13 protein-coding genes are annotated in these 19,274 nt (G+C 38.2%); 3 read left to right on the forward strand and 10 right to left on the reverse strand.

Annotated features, from left to right (window positions below; genetic code table 11):
- Positions 1-46: 46 nt before the first annotated feature.
- The 6 genes from J0A69_RS19270 to J0A69_RS19295 form a co-directional block, all read right to left on the reverse strand.
- A complete protein-coding gene (locus tag J0A69_RS19270) occupies positions 47-1,366 on the reverse strand; it encodes a UDP-glucose dehydrogenase family protein (protein ID WP_206588258.1) in 1,320 nt (439 codons plus the stop codon).
- Positions 1,367-1,385: 19 nt separating this feature from the next.
- On the reverse strand, positions 1,386-3,980 hold the full coding sequence (locus J0A69_RS19275) for an SLBB domain-containing protein (RefSeq protein WP_449500908.1): 2,595 nt from the start codon (positions 3,978-3,980) through the stop codon (positions 1,386-1,388).
- Between the two features lie 165 nt (positions 3,981-4,145).
- Positions 4,146-4,664 carry a DeoR family transcriptional regulator gene (locus J0A69_RS19280; protein WP_206588260.1) on the reverse strand — a complete coding sequence of 173 codons (519 nt, stop codon included), beginning with the start codon at positions 4,662-4,664 and terminating at the stop codon, positions 4,146-4,148.
- A 113-nt stretch (positions 4,665-4,777) separates the two neighbouring features.
- Entirely contained in the window at positions 4,778-5,149 is a 372-nt protein-coding gene (locus J0A69_RS19285) for a hypothetical protein (RefSeq protein WP_206588261.1), read from the reverse strand.
- A 5-nt stretch (positions 5,150-5,154) separates the two neighbouring features.
- Positions 5,155-7,569 carry a penicillin acylase family protein gene (locus tag J0A69_RS19290; protein ID WP_206588262.1) on the reverse strand — a complete coding sequence of 805 codons (2,415 nt, stop codon included), beginning with the start codon at positions 7,567-7,569 and terminating at the stop codon, positions 5,155-5,157.
- A gap of 185 nt (positions 7,570-7,754) precedes the next feature.
- Positions 7,755-8,324, reverse strand: coding sequence for a DUF2911 domain-containing protein (locus J0A69_RS19295; protein ID WP_206588263.1), 570 nt, complete (start codon positions 8,322-8,324; stop codon positions 7,755-7,757).
- Positions 8,325-8,568: 244 nt separating this feature from the next.
- On the opposite strand from J0A69_RS19295, the gene J0A69_RS19300 reads away from it, so the two are divergent.
- Positions 8,569-9,612, forward strand: a complete 1,044-nt coding sequence (locus J0A69_RS19300) for an endonuclease/exonuclease/phosphatase family protein (RefSeq protein WP_206588264.1) — start codon at positions 8,569-8,571, stop codon at positions 9,610-9,612.
- On the opposite strand, the gene J0A69_RS19305 is transcribed toward J0A69_RS19300, so the two are convergent.
- Positions 9,601-11,832, reverse strand: a complete 2,232-nt coding sequence (locus J0A69_RS19305; protein WP_236033021.1) for an efflux RND transporter permease subunit — start codon at positions 11,830-11,832, stop codon at positions 9,601-9,603. The two genes, J0A69_RS19300 and J0A69_RS19305, sit on opposite strands and share 12 nt — an antisense overlap.
- 169 nt (positions 11,833-12,001) lie before the next feature.
- Between J0A69_RS19305 and J0A69_RS19310 the strand changes: the two genes are divergently transcribed.
- A complete protein-coding gene (locus tag J0A69_RS19310) occupies positions 12,002-12,796 on the forward strand; it encodes a thymidylate synthase (RefSeq protein ID WP_206588266.1) in 795 nt (264 codons plus the stop codon).
- Positions 12,797-12,832: 36 nt separating this feature from the next.
- On the opposite strand, the gene J0A69_RS19315 is transcribed toward J0A69_RS19310, so the two are convergent.
- The 3 genes from J0A69_RS19315 to J0A69_RS19325 form a co-directional block, all read right to left on the reverse strand.
- A complete protein-coding gene (locus J0A69_RS19315; RefSeq protein ID WP_206588267.1) occupies positions 12,833-15,646 on the reverse strand; it encodes a S9 family peptidase in 2,814 nt (937 codons plus the stop codon).
- A 9-nt stretch (positions 15,647-15,655) separates the two neighbouring features.
- The gene (locus tag J0A69_RS19320; RefSeq protein WP_206588268.1) at positions 15,656-17,572 is read right to left on the reverse strand and encodes a M14 family metallopeptidase; all 1,917 of its coding nucleotides are present in this window, start codon (positions 17,570-17,572) and stop codon (positions 15,656-15,658) included.
- An 87-nt stretch (positions 17,573-17,659) separates the two neighbouring features.
- Positions 17,660-18,196: a hypothetical protein gene (locus J0A69_RS19325; protein WP_206588269.1), complete on the reverse strand. Its 537-nt coding sequence runs from the start codon at positions 18,194-18,196 to the stop codon at positions 17,660-17,662.
- Positions 18,197-18,570: 374 nt separating this feature from the next.
- Between J0A69_RS19325 and J0A69_RS19330 the strand changes: the two genes are divergently transcribed.
- The gene (locus J0A69_RS19330; protein WP_074224734.1) at positions 18,571-19,044 is read left to right on the forward strand and encodes an Lrp/AsnC ligand binding domain-containing protein; all 474 of its coding nucleotides are present in this window, start codon (positions 18,571-18,573) and stop codon (positions 19,042-19,044) included.
- Positions 19,045-19,274: the final 230 nt, after the last annotated feature.

The raw sequence follows: 19,274 nt of genomic DNA on the forward strand, positions 1-19,274 counted from the left end.
CAAGACATAGGAATGCCCTTGAGATAAATCCCAAGGGCAATTCCAATTAATTAGATCCGATATTATAAACCTCAAAATCCAAGGTTTTTAAATACTTCTTATCATAGATATTTCGGCCATCAAAAATCAATTTGTTTTTCAACAGCTTCCCAACTACTTCCCAACTAGGAATTCTGAATTCAGACCATTCAGTCACCAAAAGCAGGGCATCTGCATCCACTAATGCATCATAAGCATCTTTGCAATAAGTGACCTTATCAAAGATGTAGTGCTCTTTGGCTTCTTCCATTGCAACAGGATCATAAGCTCTTACTGTTGCCCCAGCTGCTCTTAATTCATCTATAATTACAGCTGCGGGTGCTTCACGCATATCATCTGTGTTTGGTTTAAAGCTAAGTCCCCACATGGCAAAAGTCTTTCCTGAAAGATCTTCACCAAAATGAGCTTTTACCTTATTAGCCAGAACATGTTTTTGATCATCGTTTACATCCTCTACAGCTTGAAGAACCCGAAGGTCATAGCCATACTGTTTGGCTGTCTTAATGATGGCTTTTACATCCTTTGGAAAACAAGATCCTCCATAGCCTACACCTGGGTAAATAAATTTGTTTCCGATTCTAGGATCTGACCCGATTCCTTTTCTGACCATATTTGCATCAGCACCTACTTTTTCGCATAGGTTGGCAATATCATTCATAAAAGAAATTTTGGTTGCCAGCATTGCATTTGCAGCATACTTAGTCATCTCAGCTGATGGAATATCCATGTAAATGATTCTTTCACCACTCAATTGGAAAGGCTTATACAATCTTTTCATGATTTCTTCTGCACGGGAATCATCAATTCCGATTACAATTCTATCTGGCTTCAAGAAGTCTTCAACTGCAGCTCCTTCTTTTAAAAATTCAGGGTTTGAAGCTACAGCAAATGGAAGGTCTGAACCTCTTTTTTCCAATGCAGATTTGATGGCTCCTCTTACTTTCTCACCTGTGGTAACCGGAACAGTACTTTTGGTAGCAACCACGATGTAATCAGTCATTTTCTGACCGATTTCATCTGCCACTGCCAAAACATATTTTAAGTCTGCAGAACCATCTTCACCTGGAGGTGTACCTACAGCGATAAAGGCCACAGAAGCTCCCTGAATTGCTTCTCCTAAATCGGTGCTGAAATGTAGTCTTCCACTTTTGTAATTTCGAACTACGATTTCCTCTAATCCCGGTTCATAAATCGGCATGATGCCGTTTTTTAATTTTTCGATCTTTTTTTGGTCAATGTCCACACAGGTAACCTCTATACCCACATCTGCAAAACATGCTCCCGATACCAACCCAACGTAGCCGGTACCTACTACTGCGATTTTCATAAAATAATGGTATTAAATATTATTGTAATAAACGATCAACTAGGATCCCTAGAGTTGCTAAACTAGAAGCTAGGCCTATCCAACCAGCTGCTGAGAGCCTATTTCTCTGAGGTTTTTTGGGCACTACAATTTCTGCTCCGGGTTCCAATTCAGGGTAAAAATTCAAACCTAAAATACTGTGTGTACGTTTGGCATCACCATTTGCATAAACCACATAAGTCTTGGATTTTCTTGCCTCTTCAGTGAATCCCCCGGCTTTTGAAATATAATTTTTAAGACTGTTTTTTCGATTGAACCTCGTCGTTGTTGGAAGTAAAACCTCTCCCACCATTCGAACGGTTTGTAATTCCTTTGGAATTTGAATAATGTCCCCCTCTAGAAGAAATAAATCATCATCTGAACCAGGATTTGCCATGATTTTTTCTAAATCTATACCAACCAAATCCTGCTCCGAAATTCTAATTTTATTTAAGGTAGAATCCTGAAACAAAGTATCTTTCATCCCTGTGGACTCAAAAATTCTGATTCTTTCTTGCTCCTGCTCTTTAATTAATCGCTCCTGCTCTTTTTGAGCTAGTTTTGTGTCAATTCGCTCGTATAATAGCTCTTCAGCCTCGTTGATATTTCGATTCTTTTCAGGGTCCAGATTTTTTCTTACATCCCTGAGTGTTGCCTCTTTCAGCTCTTCCTCTGTAGGACCTTTGAAATAAACAGTTCGTCTTATCAAGCTGGCACCTTTTGGATAAGCATACTGAGTTAATCCTCCAGCTCTTTTGATTACATCAGATATTCTTTCATTCGCCCCTGCTATTGCAAATTCACCTGGATAGACTACCTCTCCTTGTATAGTAATCAATTGTTCCCGCTCAAAACCAGGACTTCTTCTAATAAAAACATGATCAAATGGCTGAAGGGGAAGGTTCCTTTCTTCTTCACTCAATTGTAAATTTGGATTGATAGAAAGCGTTTTGATTTCAGCAATTTTTCCAGAATTGGCATCTCTTACTCTTCTGGCAATTTCAATTGATGAATTACTAGCTGACTCTAACAATCCTCCTGACCTTAGAATCAAATCCCCAACAGTCATGGAAGCAGCAAATGGGTATGAACCAGGGAAATTTATTTCGCCTGATATTTTTACATAATATTCCTCCTGAATATCATATCGGCTAGGGATAAATAATAAGTCCTCATTCTCCAGGGTCACATCTTCTTTGGTCCCATCCAAAATCCCTTTGAGATCTAAAGTTTCAGAAGCTAAGGTTAAATTTGAACTTGTTCTATACAAAGTTGCCCTATTTGTAAATGCTTCAGGCTTTAATCCTTGAGCTTTTTCGATAAGGCCTTTTACCGTGAGTTGCCCCTCGTCAAATGAATATTCACCTGGACGATTAACCGAACCCGAAACCTGAACTCTATTCACAAATCTGTCTAAGGCTTCCCCAATCAAAATCTCGTCTCCATCTTCCAAAGAAAACTCATCAAATTGATCAGAAGGTACATCGATTACTTTCCTCTGATTGTTTTCAATTCTTCTAACTGTAACTCTGTCTCTATAAGCTAAACTCGAAAACCCTCCAGTATAGATGTAAATATCATCCAAATGCTCTGAAGGTTTCACTTCAAAAAATCCCTCTCTTCTCACTGGACCAATTACTTCCACTCTGGCCTGAACAGGTGGCACAATGATGACATCATTGTCTTGTAATGTAATATTTGAACCTTGCTCTCCTTTGGATAGGAATTCATAGATATCCACAGTGGCTACCAATCGATTATCACGGTACACTTGAACATTTCTAAAAGCTCCATTTTCATTTGGCCCACCTGCAGCATAAAGTCCATTAAATACCGTGGCAAATGAAGGAAGCGTATAAGTTCCTGGTTTGGTCAATTCGCCCACCATAGAAACTTTGATTGAACGGATATTACCCAGCCTTAGCTGAATAAAGGTATTTGGATTTAATCCATTCAGCCCTGAATAAATTCTCCCCAAAGCTGATTTAATTCTTACCGTCGCTGCCTCAATTGTGGATCCACCCACCTGAATTGGCCCAATATTGGGCAAATATATTCTTCCTTCAGGACTGACTTCTAAATCGAGAGACTGCTGTGAAGCTCCATAGACATCTACTAAAAGCTGATCTCCTGATCCGATTACGTAGGATTGTGGGGTAGGAAGATTCAGGCTTGGACTGAAATCCAATTCTCTGTTATGGAACAATTTGTACCCAAATATTTTTTTCTGAAATGGTGTCAAATCGTAGTATGGATCCGATTTTCGAAGGGAATCAAAAAGGTCTGGACCTTGCATTCCGTTTACAGATCTGCCTGATAAATTTGGCATTGCTCCATTTTCAGGAGATACAGCCATTTGAAGTTCATTTATTCTTTGTCGAAGTTTTGATGCTTCAAGAGCAGGCATGCCTCTTTCCCGAGCCAAGGCTTCCAATTGATTGACTGTTAAGCCACTAGCCTCGGCCCTTTTCAGCAATTGCTCAAGCTGGGCATTAGATAAATCATCTACCTTTAGGTTTTGAATATCAGATAAGCTTTGAGCTTGAGCCAGGATAGCTAAGAGAAAAAACAGGCAGGTAAAAAATACCGATCTCAGGTGATTCAATCGCAATATAGTTTTCAATGGATGGGTTATGATTTGATCTTTGGTAGAAATCATAAAGTAATTTGCAATAAAATTTTCAATTTCAATGGAATCCGGGCACAGCTTCGCCCTTTCAGTCACATCTTGTGCCTAGCGAAGCAGTAATTTTCGATTAAATTATACTCCCGCTTCCTTATCAAATAGAACCAGCCCAGGAGAAGTAATCCTCTCTCCAAGCAAGGTAAATACCACTTTTCTATCAATCAGATCCTCCACTCTTGTGGTCAGGTGATTGATGTAATCACTATTTAAGCTTTCGCCAGAAACCAAAACATCTATTTTACCTGAATCGATTCCTTTGGCAATATCTCCTACTAAAACAACCTGATGCACCTCACCCATACGCTCTAAAATCTGTTCTAGCAACTTGTCCAGTCCCAAATACTTTCGAATAATGTCTTGGATGTTTTTAAAGAAGGGATGCTGAACATTCGCTTGATACTCTATTTTATTCTTATCTGTGTGGCGCTCAAGGATTCCTGCCTGAGTCAGGTTATTTAATTCTTTCCGGATGGCATTAGTAGATTCACCAAATTCATCTGCCAATCCTCTCAAATGGCTATGCGTTTTTGAATTGACAAAAAACTTGACCAACAGTCTTAATCTGGTCTTCGATGTAATTAATGATTCAAGCATAAAAAATCCACTTTTATAGTGAGTAACAAAGGTACTCATTCGTCTGAACTGAAAAAATAAACTGTAATTTTTAAAGGATAATTTAGACCTAAATTAAGAGTTTTTTAGTTTGTTTAGCCTCGGTAGATATTTTCTGGTTTCTTTTTGAATAATCTTCGGAAGTAGCTCCCGGTCATTCCGCTAAATCCTCCCAACAAAAAACCAAGAACTCCTGTAATGGCTATTAAAACCATTCCTGAACCCAAGCCCATGATTTCTCCCATTTGATATGGAAGTTGGGAACCTGTTGAAAAATCCAGAAAAATAGTTTGTCCAAGCCATGCCAAGCCCATTCCAAGTCCAGTCGCAAGAAATGAAGAAGCGCCTTTTGCGCCAACTAAAGCTGAGGAGATCCCAAGAAGTATCATTATGATCCAAAAGGGAGCTATTGGGTTGATAAAAACCACGATTAAAACTGACAAAATCAGTAGTGAAATGAATTTCATATCGATTATTTTAAAGTGGTTTGGAATAGAATACCTTCGGAGTCATCGACATTTCTCAGGTTAAAATTTAGATACTTTCCTTCTGCCCAAATAGGGATGAAGTTTCCATAATATTTACTACCTGGATTACCAGATTGTCCCCCTGGATAAACCCCAAAAGCAATTGGTTGATCTGCCAATTCCACGACCATTCTCCAGCTAGCACCATGTCTTCCGCTAGTTGCGTTGACGATACCGCCTCCACCACCCGTGTAGACATTGGCAACCGAAAATGCTTTGAATTGTGGAACTAGGTGTTGGATTGTAGTCCTTTTATAATTTGCCCATGTAAAATCTCCTTCTTTTTCCTCCCATTCTTTCATTTCCTCAAGCATCATTTCAAAAGCTTTTCTGACATGAGTGGAAGCTGTTTCAGATGATGGAGTTTTCCCAAGGTCAAAGACTGATCCTTCCGGCTCATTTTTAAGGAATTGGATTGTCTGGAAACTATTTGGCTTGACCACAGGAACTCCAAAATCTTCCCATTCTTGCCAGATTTGATCATATAATTTTCCCCACCAGATATAATATAAGGTTGGAGCCTTTTGATTTGGATCTGCATAGAAATCCCAATCGGAAAGCAGTTTTAAATAGACTTGCGCTTTTTCATCAGAAGAATCAACAGTTCCCAAAAGATTTATCATGAGTGGTAAAGCTTCAGAGGCCTGCGTATAATAATCGTCAAACTGCAAGGTTTTCATATCCTCCACAGTTATCTGATCCATTTGTCTAAGCTTGCCATTAATCCTTCTATTTCGGTAGTGTTCATAACTATTATCGAAAACATAATAAGGATAAGAAGGGTCTACTGGATGCTGGTTTGCAGAAGCCACAAATCCTCTCTCTGGATTCAGAGTACTAGGATTTTGATCATTTGGAATGAAACCTTGCCATTCCATTTTTGGATCGGCTCCGTCCATGAAAAACTTTCCTTGTTCAGGCCATTTCAAGGCAAATTTCCCTTGAATCCGCATCGCTATATCCCCTGACTTAGAGGCAAAAACAAAGTTTTGAGCTGGAGCTGTGAAGTTATCTAGAGCCTCATTATAATCAGCATGGTTCTTTGCCTTATTTAGCTTAAGGAAAGTTTTCTGTTCATTGGAGCCCATATGAACTGTCCATTTCAAAGCAAAATTCACATCCTGTCTTTCTGCTCTGAAACTTTTATCATACACTACAGGCCCATAATGAGTATAAACCACAGTATCTAAATAAGCTTCTTTGCCTTTGATTTTGATTTCTTCTATTCTAAAAGTGGTTTCCCTCCAAGCTTCTCCGTATTTGTATGCTTTTCTGCTATCATCTTGAAAAGTGATTTTATACCAGTCTCTTGCATCTTTGGTGGCATTTGTCACACCCCAGGCGATATTTTGGTTAAATCCAGAAATCACACCCAAAGCACCGGGAAGAGAGGCTCCTTTAACAGAATAAGCGGGAGTAGTCAATTGAATAGCGTACCACAAAGAAGGCAGGTTTAAACTGAGGTGAGGATCATTTGCCAAAATCGGATTCCCATTTTTGGTTTTTGAGCCCGATACTGCCCAGTTATTTGAGCCAGTTCCTTTCTCTGGTTGAGGCAGTGGTTCGATTACCAAATCATCATTTGGAAAATTAGTACTATCAGGTTTTTGCACTTCTATTGGAGTAAAGTCCCAAACTTTTTCAGCTTCAATTACAGGATCATTTTCAACTGGAAAATCTGGATAAAGCTTATTCAAAAGCTCCTCACCGAGGACTTTCCTAAGATTAGAATATTCCAAATCCCTGTCTCCTACAAGCATATCAGACATGTATTTCAGTAAAAGGAGAGATTTGTAAGCCGTCCAGGTTTCAGGCTTATAATTTAAAATCTTGTATTCAACTGGGGTCTGGGCTGGAGTTAATGTATTGATATACTGATTCACTCCATTGGCATAGGCCTCTAAAAATGAAAGGGTTTCTGGATCATTCTTTTGTAAAAACTCCAATCCAAGTTCGGCACCATAACCTAGGCCCTTGCGACGGGTCATTCTATCTAACTCAAGAGCTACATCCCCAACTATTTCTGAAATCCTTCCTGCGGCGGCACGGGTTTGAAATTCCATTTGCCAAAGTCTATGTTTAGCAGTGATGTATCCCTGAGCTGTATATAAATCCAAGTCATTTTCAGCAAAAATATGAGGAATCAAATTTTCATCATAAACGACCTGAACAGGAGCAGTCAGTCCCTCTAGAATCAATTCAGATTCAGCTAGTTCGTCTTCGCTATACATGTTTTGCCAAAACCCATGGTATGGATCTATCAATGGAGCGATAGGTGGAACCGGACCAATTGGATTGGAAATCACCCAAGCCAGAGCTACGGTAAGGATTAAAACAAAAATAAAGGAGAAGTATTTCATAGTCTCAGCAGAGAAAATAGAATTTTAAAGTCTATTCAAGGATTGATTCAGTAGTTTGTTTCCTAGACAATCCAGCGAATTTAACGCTTTCTACAAGAAAAATACTGCAGCTAAAAAGGAATTGACAAGAATCAAAAAAGCCTTCAGTTCTAGAAACTGAAGGCTTTCTTTAAGGTCTTTTAAAACTATTGAATTGTAATAGGAAGTTTCAATTTCTCCCATCTGATTACCAAACCAGGATTTTCCAAATCAATGGCTAATCTTTCTTGAGACGATTCTTCCCAAACTGGGGTCACTTCTACTCTCAGTACATCATTTTTATCATCGTATTGAAAGTGTCCATGCTCTAAATCCCACTCTGAATTAAAGATAACCGTCCAAGTTCCAGTTTCTTTAGGAATGGTGAAAAGCGAATATTTACCGGCTGGAAGATTTTGTCCTTCTACAGTCATATCGGATGCTAATTCCACGTAAGTAGCCTCATTGGCACCGGTTCTCCAGACTACGTTATAAGGAACCAAATCTCCCCATAAGGTTCTTCCTTTCACCGCAGGTGAGCCATAATGCACTTTAAATGCCTTTCCAGATATTTGTCCATCTTTTACTTCCAAAGGACTAGGTCTGCTTTCGGCTTCATCAGCCACTTCTGTAGTATCCTCATTCATTGAGCTCTCTATGGACTCTGATGATTTCGGGTCACAGGCATAAAAAGTGGCAGCAACTAGAGACCCCCAGATTAAGTAATGTGTTTTCATTGTGTTGAGATTTCCCTTTCAAATATCTAATTAACAGCTTTTATACAAAATTCCGGCCTATATTGATTTAAAGGATGATATTTAATGCAAAAAGGCAGATTTGTTAAATATTCTAACTCATTCTATTGATTCTCGTAATAGAGACGAAATAGGCCGGAATTTTGTTGAATCTGCTCAAAAATTATTCAAGGGGTACAAGAAAACGAAATGGACCAGTTTACTTTGGGACAACTAATCTTATCACATGAAATACCTGACCGGAATCATATTCTTTTTATCTCTTATTTTATTTTTTAGTGTCTACGTTTCTCCGGAGTACTTCCCATATGTGGGGCTTTTGCCTTTCTTTATCCCGATCATTTGGTTAGTTAATCTTTTCCTACTCTTTATCCTTACATTGAGTTGGAAGCGAAGTGCTTTATTTCCATTGGCCGCACTCCTAATAGGTTATAAGTTCGCATTGATAACCGTGCAGTTCAATCCTGCCAATGAATCCGCTGAAGGTCTAAAGGTTTTGACTTACAACGCACATCTATTTGATTACAAAAGAAAAACAGAAGGGAAATTTGATCCAAATGTCTACAGTTGGTTGCAGGAACACCCAGCAGACATCAAAGTTTTTCAGGAGTTTTATCAGGATTACACCACTGCTTCCAGAAATTCAGTAAAGCTACTTGGTAAAGACATGGGCTTTGAAACTTCCTATCAGGTAATCGAAGGCAATCCCCAGAAAAGATCCTATGGGCTAGCTATTTTCAGCCGCTATCCGATTATTAATGAGGGAAAGGTTTTTGATAAAAACGGAACCAATGGAGCAATTTTCGCTGATATTTTAGTGAATCAGGATACGATCCGAATCTATAATGCTCACCTTGAGTCTATGAAAATAAACTCTGACGGATTGGAAAATCTGGAAGGAGTTAAAGAAAATTACAGGCAGACTTTGGGCAAATTACATAGAGGTAGTTTGGAGCGAAGTAAGCAGCTTAAAGTTTTGGTAGAGCATATGCAAAATAGTTCACACCCATTGATTCTGATGGGTGATTTAAATGAAATCCCCTATTCCTATACCTATTTTAAACTGGGTGAATTCTGGCAAAATGCCTTTGAAACTGCCGGAAGGGGATTTGGTTTCACCTATAATAAGATCCTTTTCTTTTTGAGAATTGATCATATTTTTTCGAGTAAGGAATTAAAAGCGATTCAGTTCAAAACCCATCGAGAAGTTGACTATTCGGATCACTACCCTGTTTCTGCAACATTTGATTTAAGTGGATTAGGAGAGTAATTTTCGTTTTTTCTTTTCCCAAACCTGCTTCATCGGTAGAAGCAAAAGAGGCAACAGGAATAAATCAGCCAGTAAAGCAAAAATCAGTGCCGCAGCTATTAATAATCCAGTGTAATGAGTTACCCCAAATTGGCTAAAAATCAATAGGCCAAAGCCAAGAACAAGAATCAACGAGGTAAGGATAATCGCTCTTCCCGTTTCCAAAAAAGTTCTTTTAATCGCATAAACCAGACTTGATCCTTTCCCTAATTCAAACCTAAGTCTAGTCATAAAATGGATACTATCATCCACTGCAATCCCAAAAGCAACTGTAAATAGAATTGCGGTAGTCAACTTAAATTCAATCCCTAGTAAATACATAAGACCCAACATCCAGATCAAGGGAATCACATTTGGAATGAGCAGGATAAAAGAAATTCTCCAGGATTTAAAGAGTATACCTGCAATAATCCCAACCACCAAAAATGCAAACCCAAGCCCTTTGGCCATTTGGAAGGTAACAGATTCATGGCCTTTGTCAATGAGAAAGGCTGTACCTGTCCACCTGACCTGAATTAAATCCTGATTAATTTCTTGGGAAACAAATTCATTCAAATCTTTTCTGATTTGGGACATTTTCAATGTTCCTAAATCGGGAGCTCTGGAACTGATCCTTCCCATTTCCCTGTTTTTTGAAATCACTTTGATTCCTAATTCTCCCAGATCTCTGCTGAGGTACTTTTCAAGTCTTTTATATTGACCTGGTGTTGGTAGAGAAAACGCTTTAGGATTCCCTTGATTTTGTGCTTGGTTTAAACTTTTCACCAAAGTCAAAGGAGAGGCAAAATGAGAAGAACCTGTCAGTTCTTTGAGCTTTTGCTCTAATTTGTCAATTTCTTGGAGGACTTCATAGTCCAAAAGTGATCTCCCCTTCTCCCCAGTTTCAAGGAATAATTCCAATGGATTTGACCCCCCAAACTGCTCATCAAAATACTGGAAATCCAATAAAATGGGATGGTTTTGGGGAAGGTTATCAAGCAAGTATCCGTTGATATCATTTTTGGAACCCAAATACAGGCCTGATAAACTGATTGTGGCAAAAGAGATCAAAACCAGTTTTCGACTGGAAATCAAGAATCCCAAACAGGATTGTAAAAAACTTGTAGAGATAAACTGAAGCGCCTTTTTCCTTTGCTTTATGCTGATCAGATATAGTAGTCCGGGACTAATTGAAATGACAGCCAAAAACATGAGGATTATTCCGATACCTGTGCTAAAGCCAAAGGATTTTAAGGCTGGGATAGAAGTGAAATAAAGCGAAACAAATCCCAAAGAAGTGGTAATTATCGTCAGCCAAACAGGCATTAGCAGTTCCGAGAATACCTGTTGAATAGCTTGGTCTTTCGGGATCCCAGCATTGATTTTAGAGATAAGGTGCGTGAAAAAATGAATCAATGCACTCAATCCAACGATCAGAAAAATAGTGGGCTGCATAGTGGACATGACATCCAAAGGTTTTCCAAAGTAAAGCATGGAAGCAAAAGACCATAAAGTCCCTAAAACCAAAATGAGCAAAGGAATCCAAACTGCCCAAAATGCTCTAAAAATAAGCCACAGCATGGTAATAATAAGAAGCAATGAAAAACTGAAAAACATTCCAAACTCCTGTTGCATCAAATTGATAAAATCACCTTGGGCTTGAATTTTCCCTGCAACAGCTTTGGGGATAATCTGATGCTCCTCCAAAACTTTGTTAATTTCCTGATAGAGTAAATCTCCATCCTCTTTGGATATATTCTGACTGTTTTTTATCCAAAGCAAAAGCGCTTTTCCATCTTTGGAAATCAAATTGGAGGAATAGTTTTCCAAGTCATCCTCAGAAGTCTTTACTTCCCCATCTTCGTCCCATTCCAATATTTTTTGCCATCGCACACCAAAAACTCCAATTATCGGCTGGCGAAGAGTTAAAATAGAAAGGACTGTATCGACTTGGTTTAAAGCTTCTATTTCTTGTTGGACTTCCAGGCTTTTTTCTAAAAAATCAGCTTTTAGCAAGGGGCCTTTTGGGTTTTCCAAGGCGATTAATAAATAGTCATTGTCATTTTCAAAGTCCTTTCTGTATTGCTGATAAAATTCAAGATCCTCATTATCCTGTGGGAAAAACTGTTCAAAATCATAGTTGAATTGAGGTACTGGAGGAAAAATTAGAAGCAGTAGAGAAACCAAAAAGGCGAATCCCATTAATAAAAAAGCGGAAGATTTTTTAAACATCTGCAAAGCCTGTGGCAATCTCTATGTTGAAAATTTTTATATTCAAGTATACAAGTTATCTGGCAGCTTTGTTCTTTTCCGGTTCCATTTCTTAACCGAACTGACTAACTTGCCAAGCAAGAAAAAGAATTAAAATCCCATGAAGCAATATCACGATCTAATGAGGAAAATCCTCGATGAAGGAGTTCAAAAAGGAGACAGAACCGGAACCGGCACGATCAGTATTTTTGGACATCAAATGCGTTTTGATCTTTCGGAAGGATTTCCGTTGGTTACCACCAAAAAACTTCATTTAAGGTCAATCATCGTGGAATTGCTTTGGTTTTTGAGAGGGGACTCAAACATTGGATACCTCAAAGAGAATAAAGTTTCAATCTGGGATGAATGGGCAGATGAAAACGGAGATTTAGGTCCAGTATATGGCTATCAATGGAGACATTGGCCTGATGGCAAGGGTGGAGAAATTGATCAGATCAAAAACTTAATTCACCAGATCAAAACCAAGCCAGACAGTAGAAGACATATAGTGAGTGCCTGGAATGTCGCCGATGTAGATCAAATGGCTTTACCTCCATGTCACACGATTTTCCAGTTCTATGTGGCAGAAGGAAAACTTTCTTGCCAATTGTATCAGAGAAGTGCTGATGTGTTTTTGGGAGTTCCTTTCAACATAGCTTCCTATGCTTTGTTTACGATGATGATTGCACAGGTTTGCGATCTAGAATTAGGAGATTTTGTACATACGTTTGGAGATGCACATTTATATTCTAATCACTTGGAACAAGCCGAACTTCAATTGAGTAGAGATTTGAGACCATTACCAAAAATGAAAATAAATCCAGCTGTCAAAGATATTTTCGAATTCAAGCTGGAAGATTTTGAATTAGTGGATTACGATCCGCATCCTCACATAAAAGCTGCTGTAGCTGTATAAAAAAAATGGCCTGGAATTTACTCCAGGCCATTTTTTTTAATTATCGCTGAGTTCATATTTCAACGTCTTTCCTTTTTCCACTGCAGGAAGACCTTCCGTCATCCAAAGCGGAGCTGGCGCACCTTTTAGATAATGGTCGAAGAACTGACTCAAACGCATGGACAAATCCTTTCTATTTCTTCTTTGAACCAAGTTATGATCTTCACCATTGTACTGAAGCAACCAAGCTGGCTTACTTAGTCTCTTTAAAGCCATAAACATCTCAATACCTTGGTACCATGGCACTGCGCCATCTTCATCGTTATGCATGATCAAAACCGGAGTATTTACACGATCCATGAAAAACAAAGGTGAATTTTCGATGTAATAAACAGGCTTTTCCCAAAGGGTTCCTCCAATTCTGGATTGGGTCTGCTCGTATTGAAACATTCGGCTCATTCCTGTACCCCAACGAATACCACCATAAGCAGATGTCATATTTACAACAGGAGCACCGGCACCTGCAGCTTTAAACAAATTTGTCTGTGTGATCAAATAAGCAACTTGGTAACCTCCCCAGCTTTGGCCTTGAATAGCCATATTATCTGCATCAACAAAGCCTTTTGCCACCACTGCTTGCACACCTGGGATGATACAATTAAATGCACTTGGTCCTGGAAGCCCTAATTCATATTTGATATCCGGAACAAAAACCAAGTATTCATTACTTACAAAATATGGAATATTGATAGTAGAGGCACTTGGCGCTGGGCTTCTGTAGGAATAAAGTCCATCACTGCTTCTTTCATAGAAATACACCATCATTGGGTATTTCTTATTTGGGTCGAAATTTTCCGGCTTAAACAATATCCCTTGTAAAGGATCTCCATCTGTCGTGGTATAAGAAACCAATTCAGCTGTTCCCCAATTGATATTTGCTTGCTGTGGGTTAAGATCAGAAGCTTTTGTCAAACTCTTGAAAGTCAGATCTGTCAAATACAAGTCTGGGTTTTCTATATAAGTAGATCTTCTTACCGTTACTTCATCTGAATTCTTTGCCTTATTCAATCCATAATATCTATTGGCTGTAAAGATCAATTTCTTTGGAGCAGTTTTGGAATCAACCATGGTTGAGTAATAACCAGATTCTTTAGTCAATTCATTGAACGCATTTAGAATCAAAGTTTCCTTTGGATTAATACTCAAAACTTCTCGATCTAAATTCTCAACTCTGAAAACTGTTTCTGATTTTCTTCCTTCACCCAGAGTAACCATCGTGGCGGTAGCAGGATTTTTAGGATTAATTTTCCAGATGTCAAAACGATCGTTGATCAAAAATGCTGCATCATTATCCAACCAACCAGCGGTTCCATAGCTTCCCGGCAAGGAAGGAGAATCATGTATTTCATCATAAAAAGCAACTGGCAATTGCTTGGTAAGATTAATTTTCTTCTCAGCTGCTATATCGTAGGCTACCCAAGAACTGTCCTTGCTATCGTACCAATACACGTATTTACTTCCAGGTGAAATACTAGGAAAACCTGACATGTTTTTCTCGATAAGCTTTCTTGAGCCGTCATTGAAATTCACTAAATAAACATCTCTACCAATCTGAATATCCCAGCTATAGCTTCTTCTATAAGGTGCATTGGTTGTCCCTAAACCAAACTCTCTTTTGATCTTATTTTCCAAACTCACATCTTCAAGATCTGGGGTTTCGAGTTGGGCAATTTTACCAGTGCCAAGATCAACAGTCGCTAAATAGGCTCTTCTTTCCTCTCTCGACTTTTGTCTTAGTTGCATCGGTTGGATATCATTATCCATCCAACCCCAAATATCTAGTCGAGGTCTTTCATCATCCAAAATAGTGCTATCCGACTCGTATGGATAATCTACGTATTCTGGAGCTGTTCCGAAAAACAAGCGACTTTCATCTTCTGAAAATCTTAAAGAACCATTTTCACTGATTCTTCCCTCTGCTAAAATTCCTGCTGTTTTTTCATCAGCTATCTGTTTTAGCTCACCACCTTTTAGATCATAAAGCTGCAATTGGTAATAAGGCTTTTTTGCTTTGGTGGAATCATCGGAAGTAAGAAATGCCAAATATTTCGATTGAGGAGAGAAACGATTCATCGTGTAAGAAGTCATTCCCTCATGAACCATCTTAGCCTCTCCTGTAGCCAAATTCAATACATGAATTGCGGCATTATCTAAGGTATCTTCCTCTGCTAATTCGAAATGAAGGTAATCTCCATTTGGAGCAAAACCGAAAGACTTCACTCTTTCAAATTCAAATGATTTGCTTCCATCCAAAGTTCTCACCAATAGTTTTGTACCATCTGTTTTCTTTGGTTTTTCTGTCTTGGTGGAATCAGAAGGATCTTTTTTTGCAGGTTTTTCCTTTTCAAAATGGATGGCAATCCAGCTTCCTTTTTCCGAAGGAATATCGAAGGATTTCACTTTTGGAAATTTTTCCAACTTACCAGAACTCATTTGATAGATAAAAAGACTATCCGAAGGCATGTCATCCTTTTTGGTCTTTTTTACTTTCAAAAGATGAACAGTATCCTCTTGTGGAAGGATTTTCCCTACAGCAAAAGCATCATCTGCAGAGAAATCAAAACCTGATGCCCGAGGAATAATGAACTTTGAAGAAGGATTTTTATAAGAAAAAACCTCAACTCTTCCATCTCCCTCTTGAGGTGAGATTTGGTATCCAACCCAAACACCGTCTTTGGTAAGTTTTTCTGACCTCAAGCTCTCCCAGCCATCATAGTCATCGTGAGTAAGTGATCTCTTTTGCTGCCCTTCAACTGTTGAAAATGCGAAAAGCAGGCAAACGAAATACACAAGAGTAAAATTCTTAAGCATTTGTATCGATTATTTTAATGTAAATTCTTTTTCAAAAAAGCCTCCTCGAGTAGAAGAGAGTCGGATTTTACCTTTGACTTCTTCATCAGTAGTCACTTTAACTTTGAAGGTGGCGGATTTCTTTTCGCCGACTCCAGTGTATCCAGCATAAATGGTCTTATCAAACAAGTCCGGATCCAGTATTTGTACTTTTGCATCCTCGAAACCTTTGGTCAACTCACGATCAAAATTGAGCGAAACACGATCTTCCTGTACGATCTTAACCAATTTGGCTTGCTCAAGTGCTACTGGAAGTTCACCTGAATTAGTCCATTCCAATGAAATCTCAAACTCACCCGATTTCAACTTGTTTACTTTTAAATCAGTAATTGTCAACTGAGGAAGCTTTTTGGCCATCGCTAGGTTAAACAATGCCTGCTTTTTTGCCCAGTTTTCCAATTGCCAAGTTGGTCCATTCTGGCCAAAGAATTTAGGATGAAAACCTCCTATTTCTACTTCTCCCAGTACAGGATGTTGAAATGTTGTCCAGGATTTAAAGCCTTTTCCTTCATTGGCTTCCTCATCCCATCTCAGGCCATCAAAATCATCATAGATACCATCTCCATTATAATCTTTCATGGCGCCATTGTTCCATAGTTCATCCCCATACCAAATACTTCCATAATAGAAATACCCGAAATCAGGTCCATGTCCAAAAAGTGGAGTAGGCTTTAAAGGATCTCCCGTCATGGAGTTCACTTTGTATCGGGTAGCATAGGTTTCATAAACATCCCCAGCCCAAGGATAGGCTGTAAAAGAAAGTCCCAACTGGTCCATTTTCTTGTAAATCGCTAAATCTGAAGGATACATACGTTCCTCTGCTTTGGAAGTAGAAGGTGCCCGTAAGTGCATTGGAACTCGTGTATCCATAGAGTTGACCACTGAAATATTTGGGTGAGTCAGCATCCACATAACTGTATATCGAGACTCTACTTCACTCATGGGGAATTCTCCAGCTCCATTTTGGGTATAACCTCTACCTGTCAAATCACCACCTGTATCGGGTCTCCAGTTTTCTGGGTAATTTCTATGAAGGTCTAAACCACCAATTCCATCTTCATTGTAAGAACCATCTCCGTCATTATCATATCCCTCGGTGTAAACCAAATAATCACCTTTTCCGGCAAAAACTCTTTTCATCAGTTTTTTGCTTGGGTCTTCCGGGTCGACGATAAAGTTTGCCTTCTCCTTTTCTTCTGGAGTTACAGCTTTCTTTCTCATTTGATAGATGACGCCATCCCCATCTAAATCTTCTTCTGGATCTTCATCCAACAAACCATCTCGATCATTATCATGAGGTTTAACAGTACTTCTGTTGCGCTGCTCCGTTCTCAGGTATAGGTTGGAGCCGTCCGGGTTATTTTGAGGACGGAGGTAAACAGCTTTAGTATCCACCAAAGCAGTGATTTCAGGATCTTTACCGTAATTCTCTAAAATGTGTTGGGTAAGCCATAAGATAGATTCACTTGAAGTGATTTCTCCTGAATGTCTTCCTCCTTCAAAATATGCGGCAGGCTTGTCTGTGTCCTTTCCTGTTTTTTTATTGGTGATGGTCATTTGAATAATGGGTCTTCCCTCAAATGATTTTCCAACTTCATACAGGTCTACAATTTCAGGATACTTTTCTGCCCATACTTTGTACCAGTGATACATCACTTCTACCGTATGGTAATGTTCAAAATTCAAAACTTCTCCTGGAGAATACTCCACTTCAGGAAAATTGAATTTCTTAAAAAAAGACGGTCCATGTCTTTCTCCTGAAACTGTGTAAAACTTTAATTTTTGATTATCCTCTGGAAAGACCTCTTGCGGAGTGAATGGTTTTACTTGCGAAATAGCAAGACCAGAGCTCAAAGTTAAAAGAGTTAGTAAAAAAGACTTTTTCATGTGTGTTGGTGGTTTTGACTCAAATTAAGTAGAGTCAAAGTTTTCCTCCCAACCGCTCAAAAAAAAAGCCGGTCAAACCGGCTATTATTATTTTCTGATGACTAATTCGAATATTTCTGGGCTGTAAACTTCATAGCCAGGAACCGGTTTGCAATCCGGTAGCTTTCTAAGCATATGGTCTAGTCTTTCTTTCAATCCATTATCTATCTCCCCTACTACTTCGAAACCACTTAATCTTCCTTTTGCATTTACTTGCAATAAAACTTTAACCTCGTCCAAAGAAGCTGATTTTTTGGTACGGAATAAAAATGGCGAATAACTATCGATCATATCCAAAGTATATTCTGGCCAAGTCCAATGAGAGTTTAAATTTCTGGCAACATTTTCTTCAACAATGGTCAAAGGTGCCATTTTTAAATCTTCAGCTTCAGAGCCCTCAACTGGCAGGTCTTGATCAACAATATGTCTAAGACTAAGCTTATTATAATTAATAGAATTGATTCGGCTTTCAGGAATCTCTCCGGAAATTTGTGCTTTCACTTCTCCACTTACCACTGGAAATAGACTTGCTACGGCAAAAACGCCCAAAAAGGAAAGAATACGAAAAATAGTTCTTGGCTTCATAAGTAACATTGTATTCAACAAAAATACATTAATAAAACTTTCAAATGCAATTTTTTGCATTTTAAATTATGAAAAGTAAACAAAAAAGTCCTGCCATAAGCAAGACCCTTTTCAGAATATAAACCCAAATATAACTTTAGAGATTAAAAGTTTCGAAGAAATTAAGTTCAAAAATTTGGCCAAAACAATAGAAGCCAATTAAAATTTGAACTTTTTAGATAAACACCAAATATTTGACTGGTCATCTATCTTGAGTCCAAAGTAAATAGATTTTACTTTTAATTACAAATTGAAAAAAAAATTTTGCAATATTTTGAAGAACCTCTAATTTACAGGCACATTCATTAACAATCATCTAAATCCAATAACCGAAAATGGATAAAATTTTAGATATCGACAACATAGACCTAAAAATCATCTCCCTATTAAATGAAGATGCGAAGACTCCTTACACTGAAATTGCTAAGAAGGTTTTTGTCTCTTCTGGTACTGTTCACGTGAGGATGAAGAAGTTGGAAGACATGGGTATCGTGAAAAGTGCAACTTTGAATATTGACTTTTCCAAATTAGGATATGACATCTCCGCTTTCTTGGGTATTTATTTAGAGAAAAGCTCCTTATATGATAATGTCATTGAAAAGCTAAAAACAATTTCCGAGGTGGTCAGCGCCTATTATACCACGGGTAATTATTCCATTTTTGCCAAAATCATCTGTAGAGATACCAATCACTTAAGGCTAGTTTTGGATAATATTCAAAAGGTGGAAGGAATTGATAGAACAGAAACTTTGATCGTCTTAGAAGAAAGCATCAATCGTCCTATTCAGTTTTTCGATAAAGAGAAATAACTCTATTTGGATTAAATCTAAATAAATAAAAATCAGGGTTTTTAGAAATTCCTCAAAAATTTAAGTGCTGAAGATTCAGCACTTTTTTTTGTTTAAAACCCATCAAAACGCAATGAAATCAAGGTTTTGATTGAATAATTATATCAATCATAGATTTTTCGAATGAATGTGAACATAATATTTTCATTATATGTTGTACCTTCGCAGTTAAAATGTAATTAGTCTAAATA

It is taken from the genome of Algoriphagus pacificus, assembly GCF_017254845.1.
Taxonomy (GTDB): Bacteria; Bacteroidota; Bacteroidia; order Cytophagales; family Cyclobacteriaceae; genus Algoriphagus; species Algoriphagus pacificus.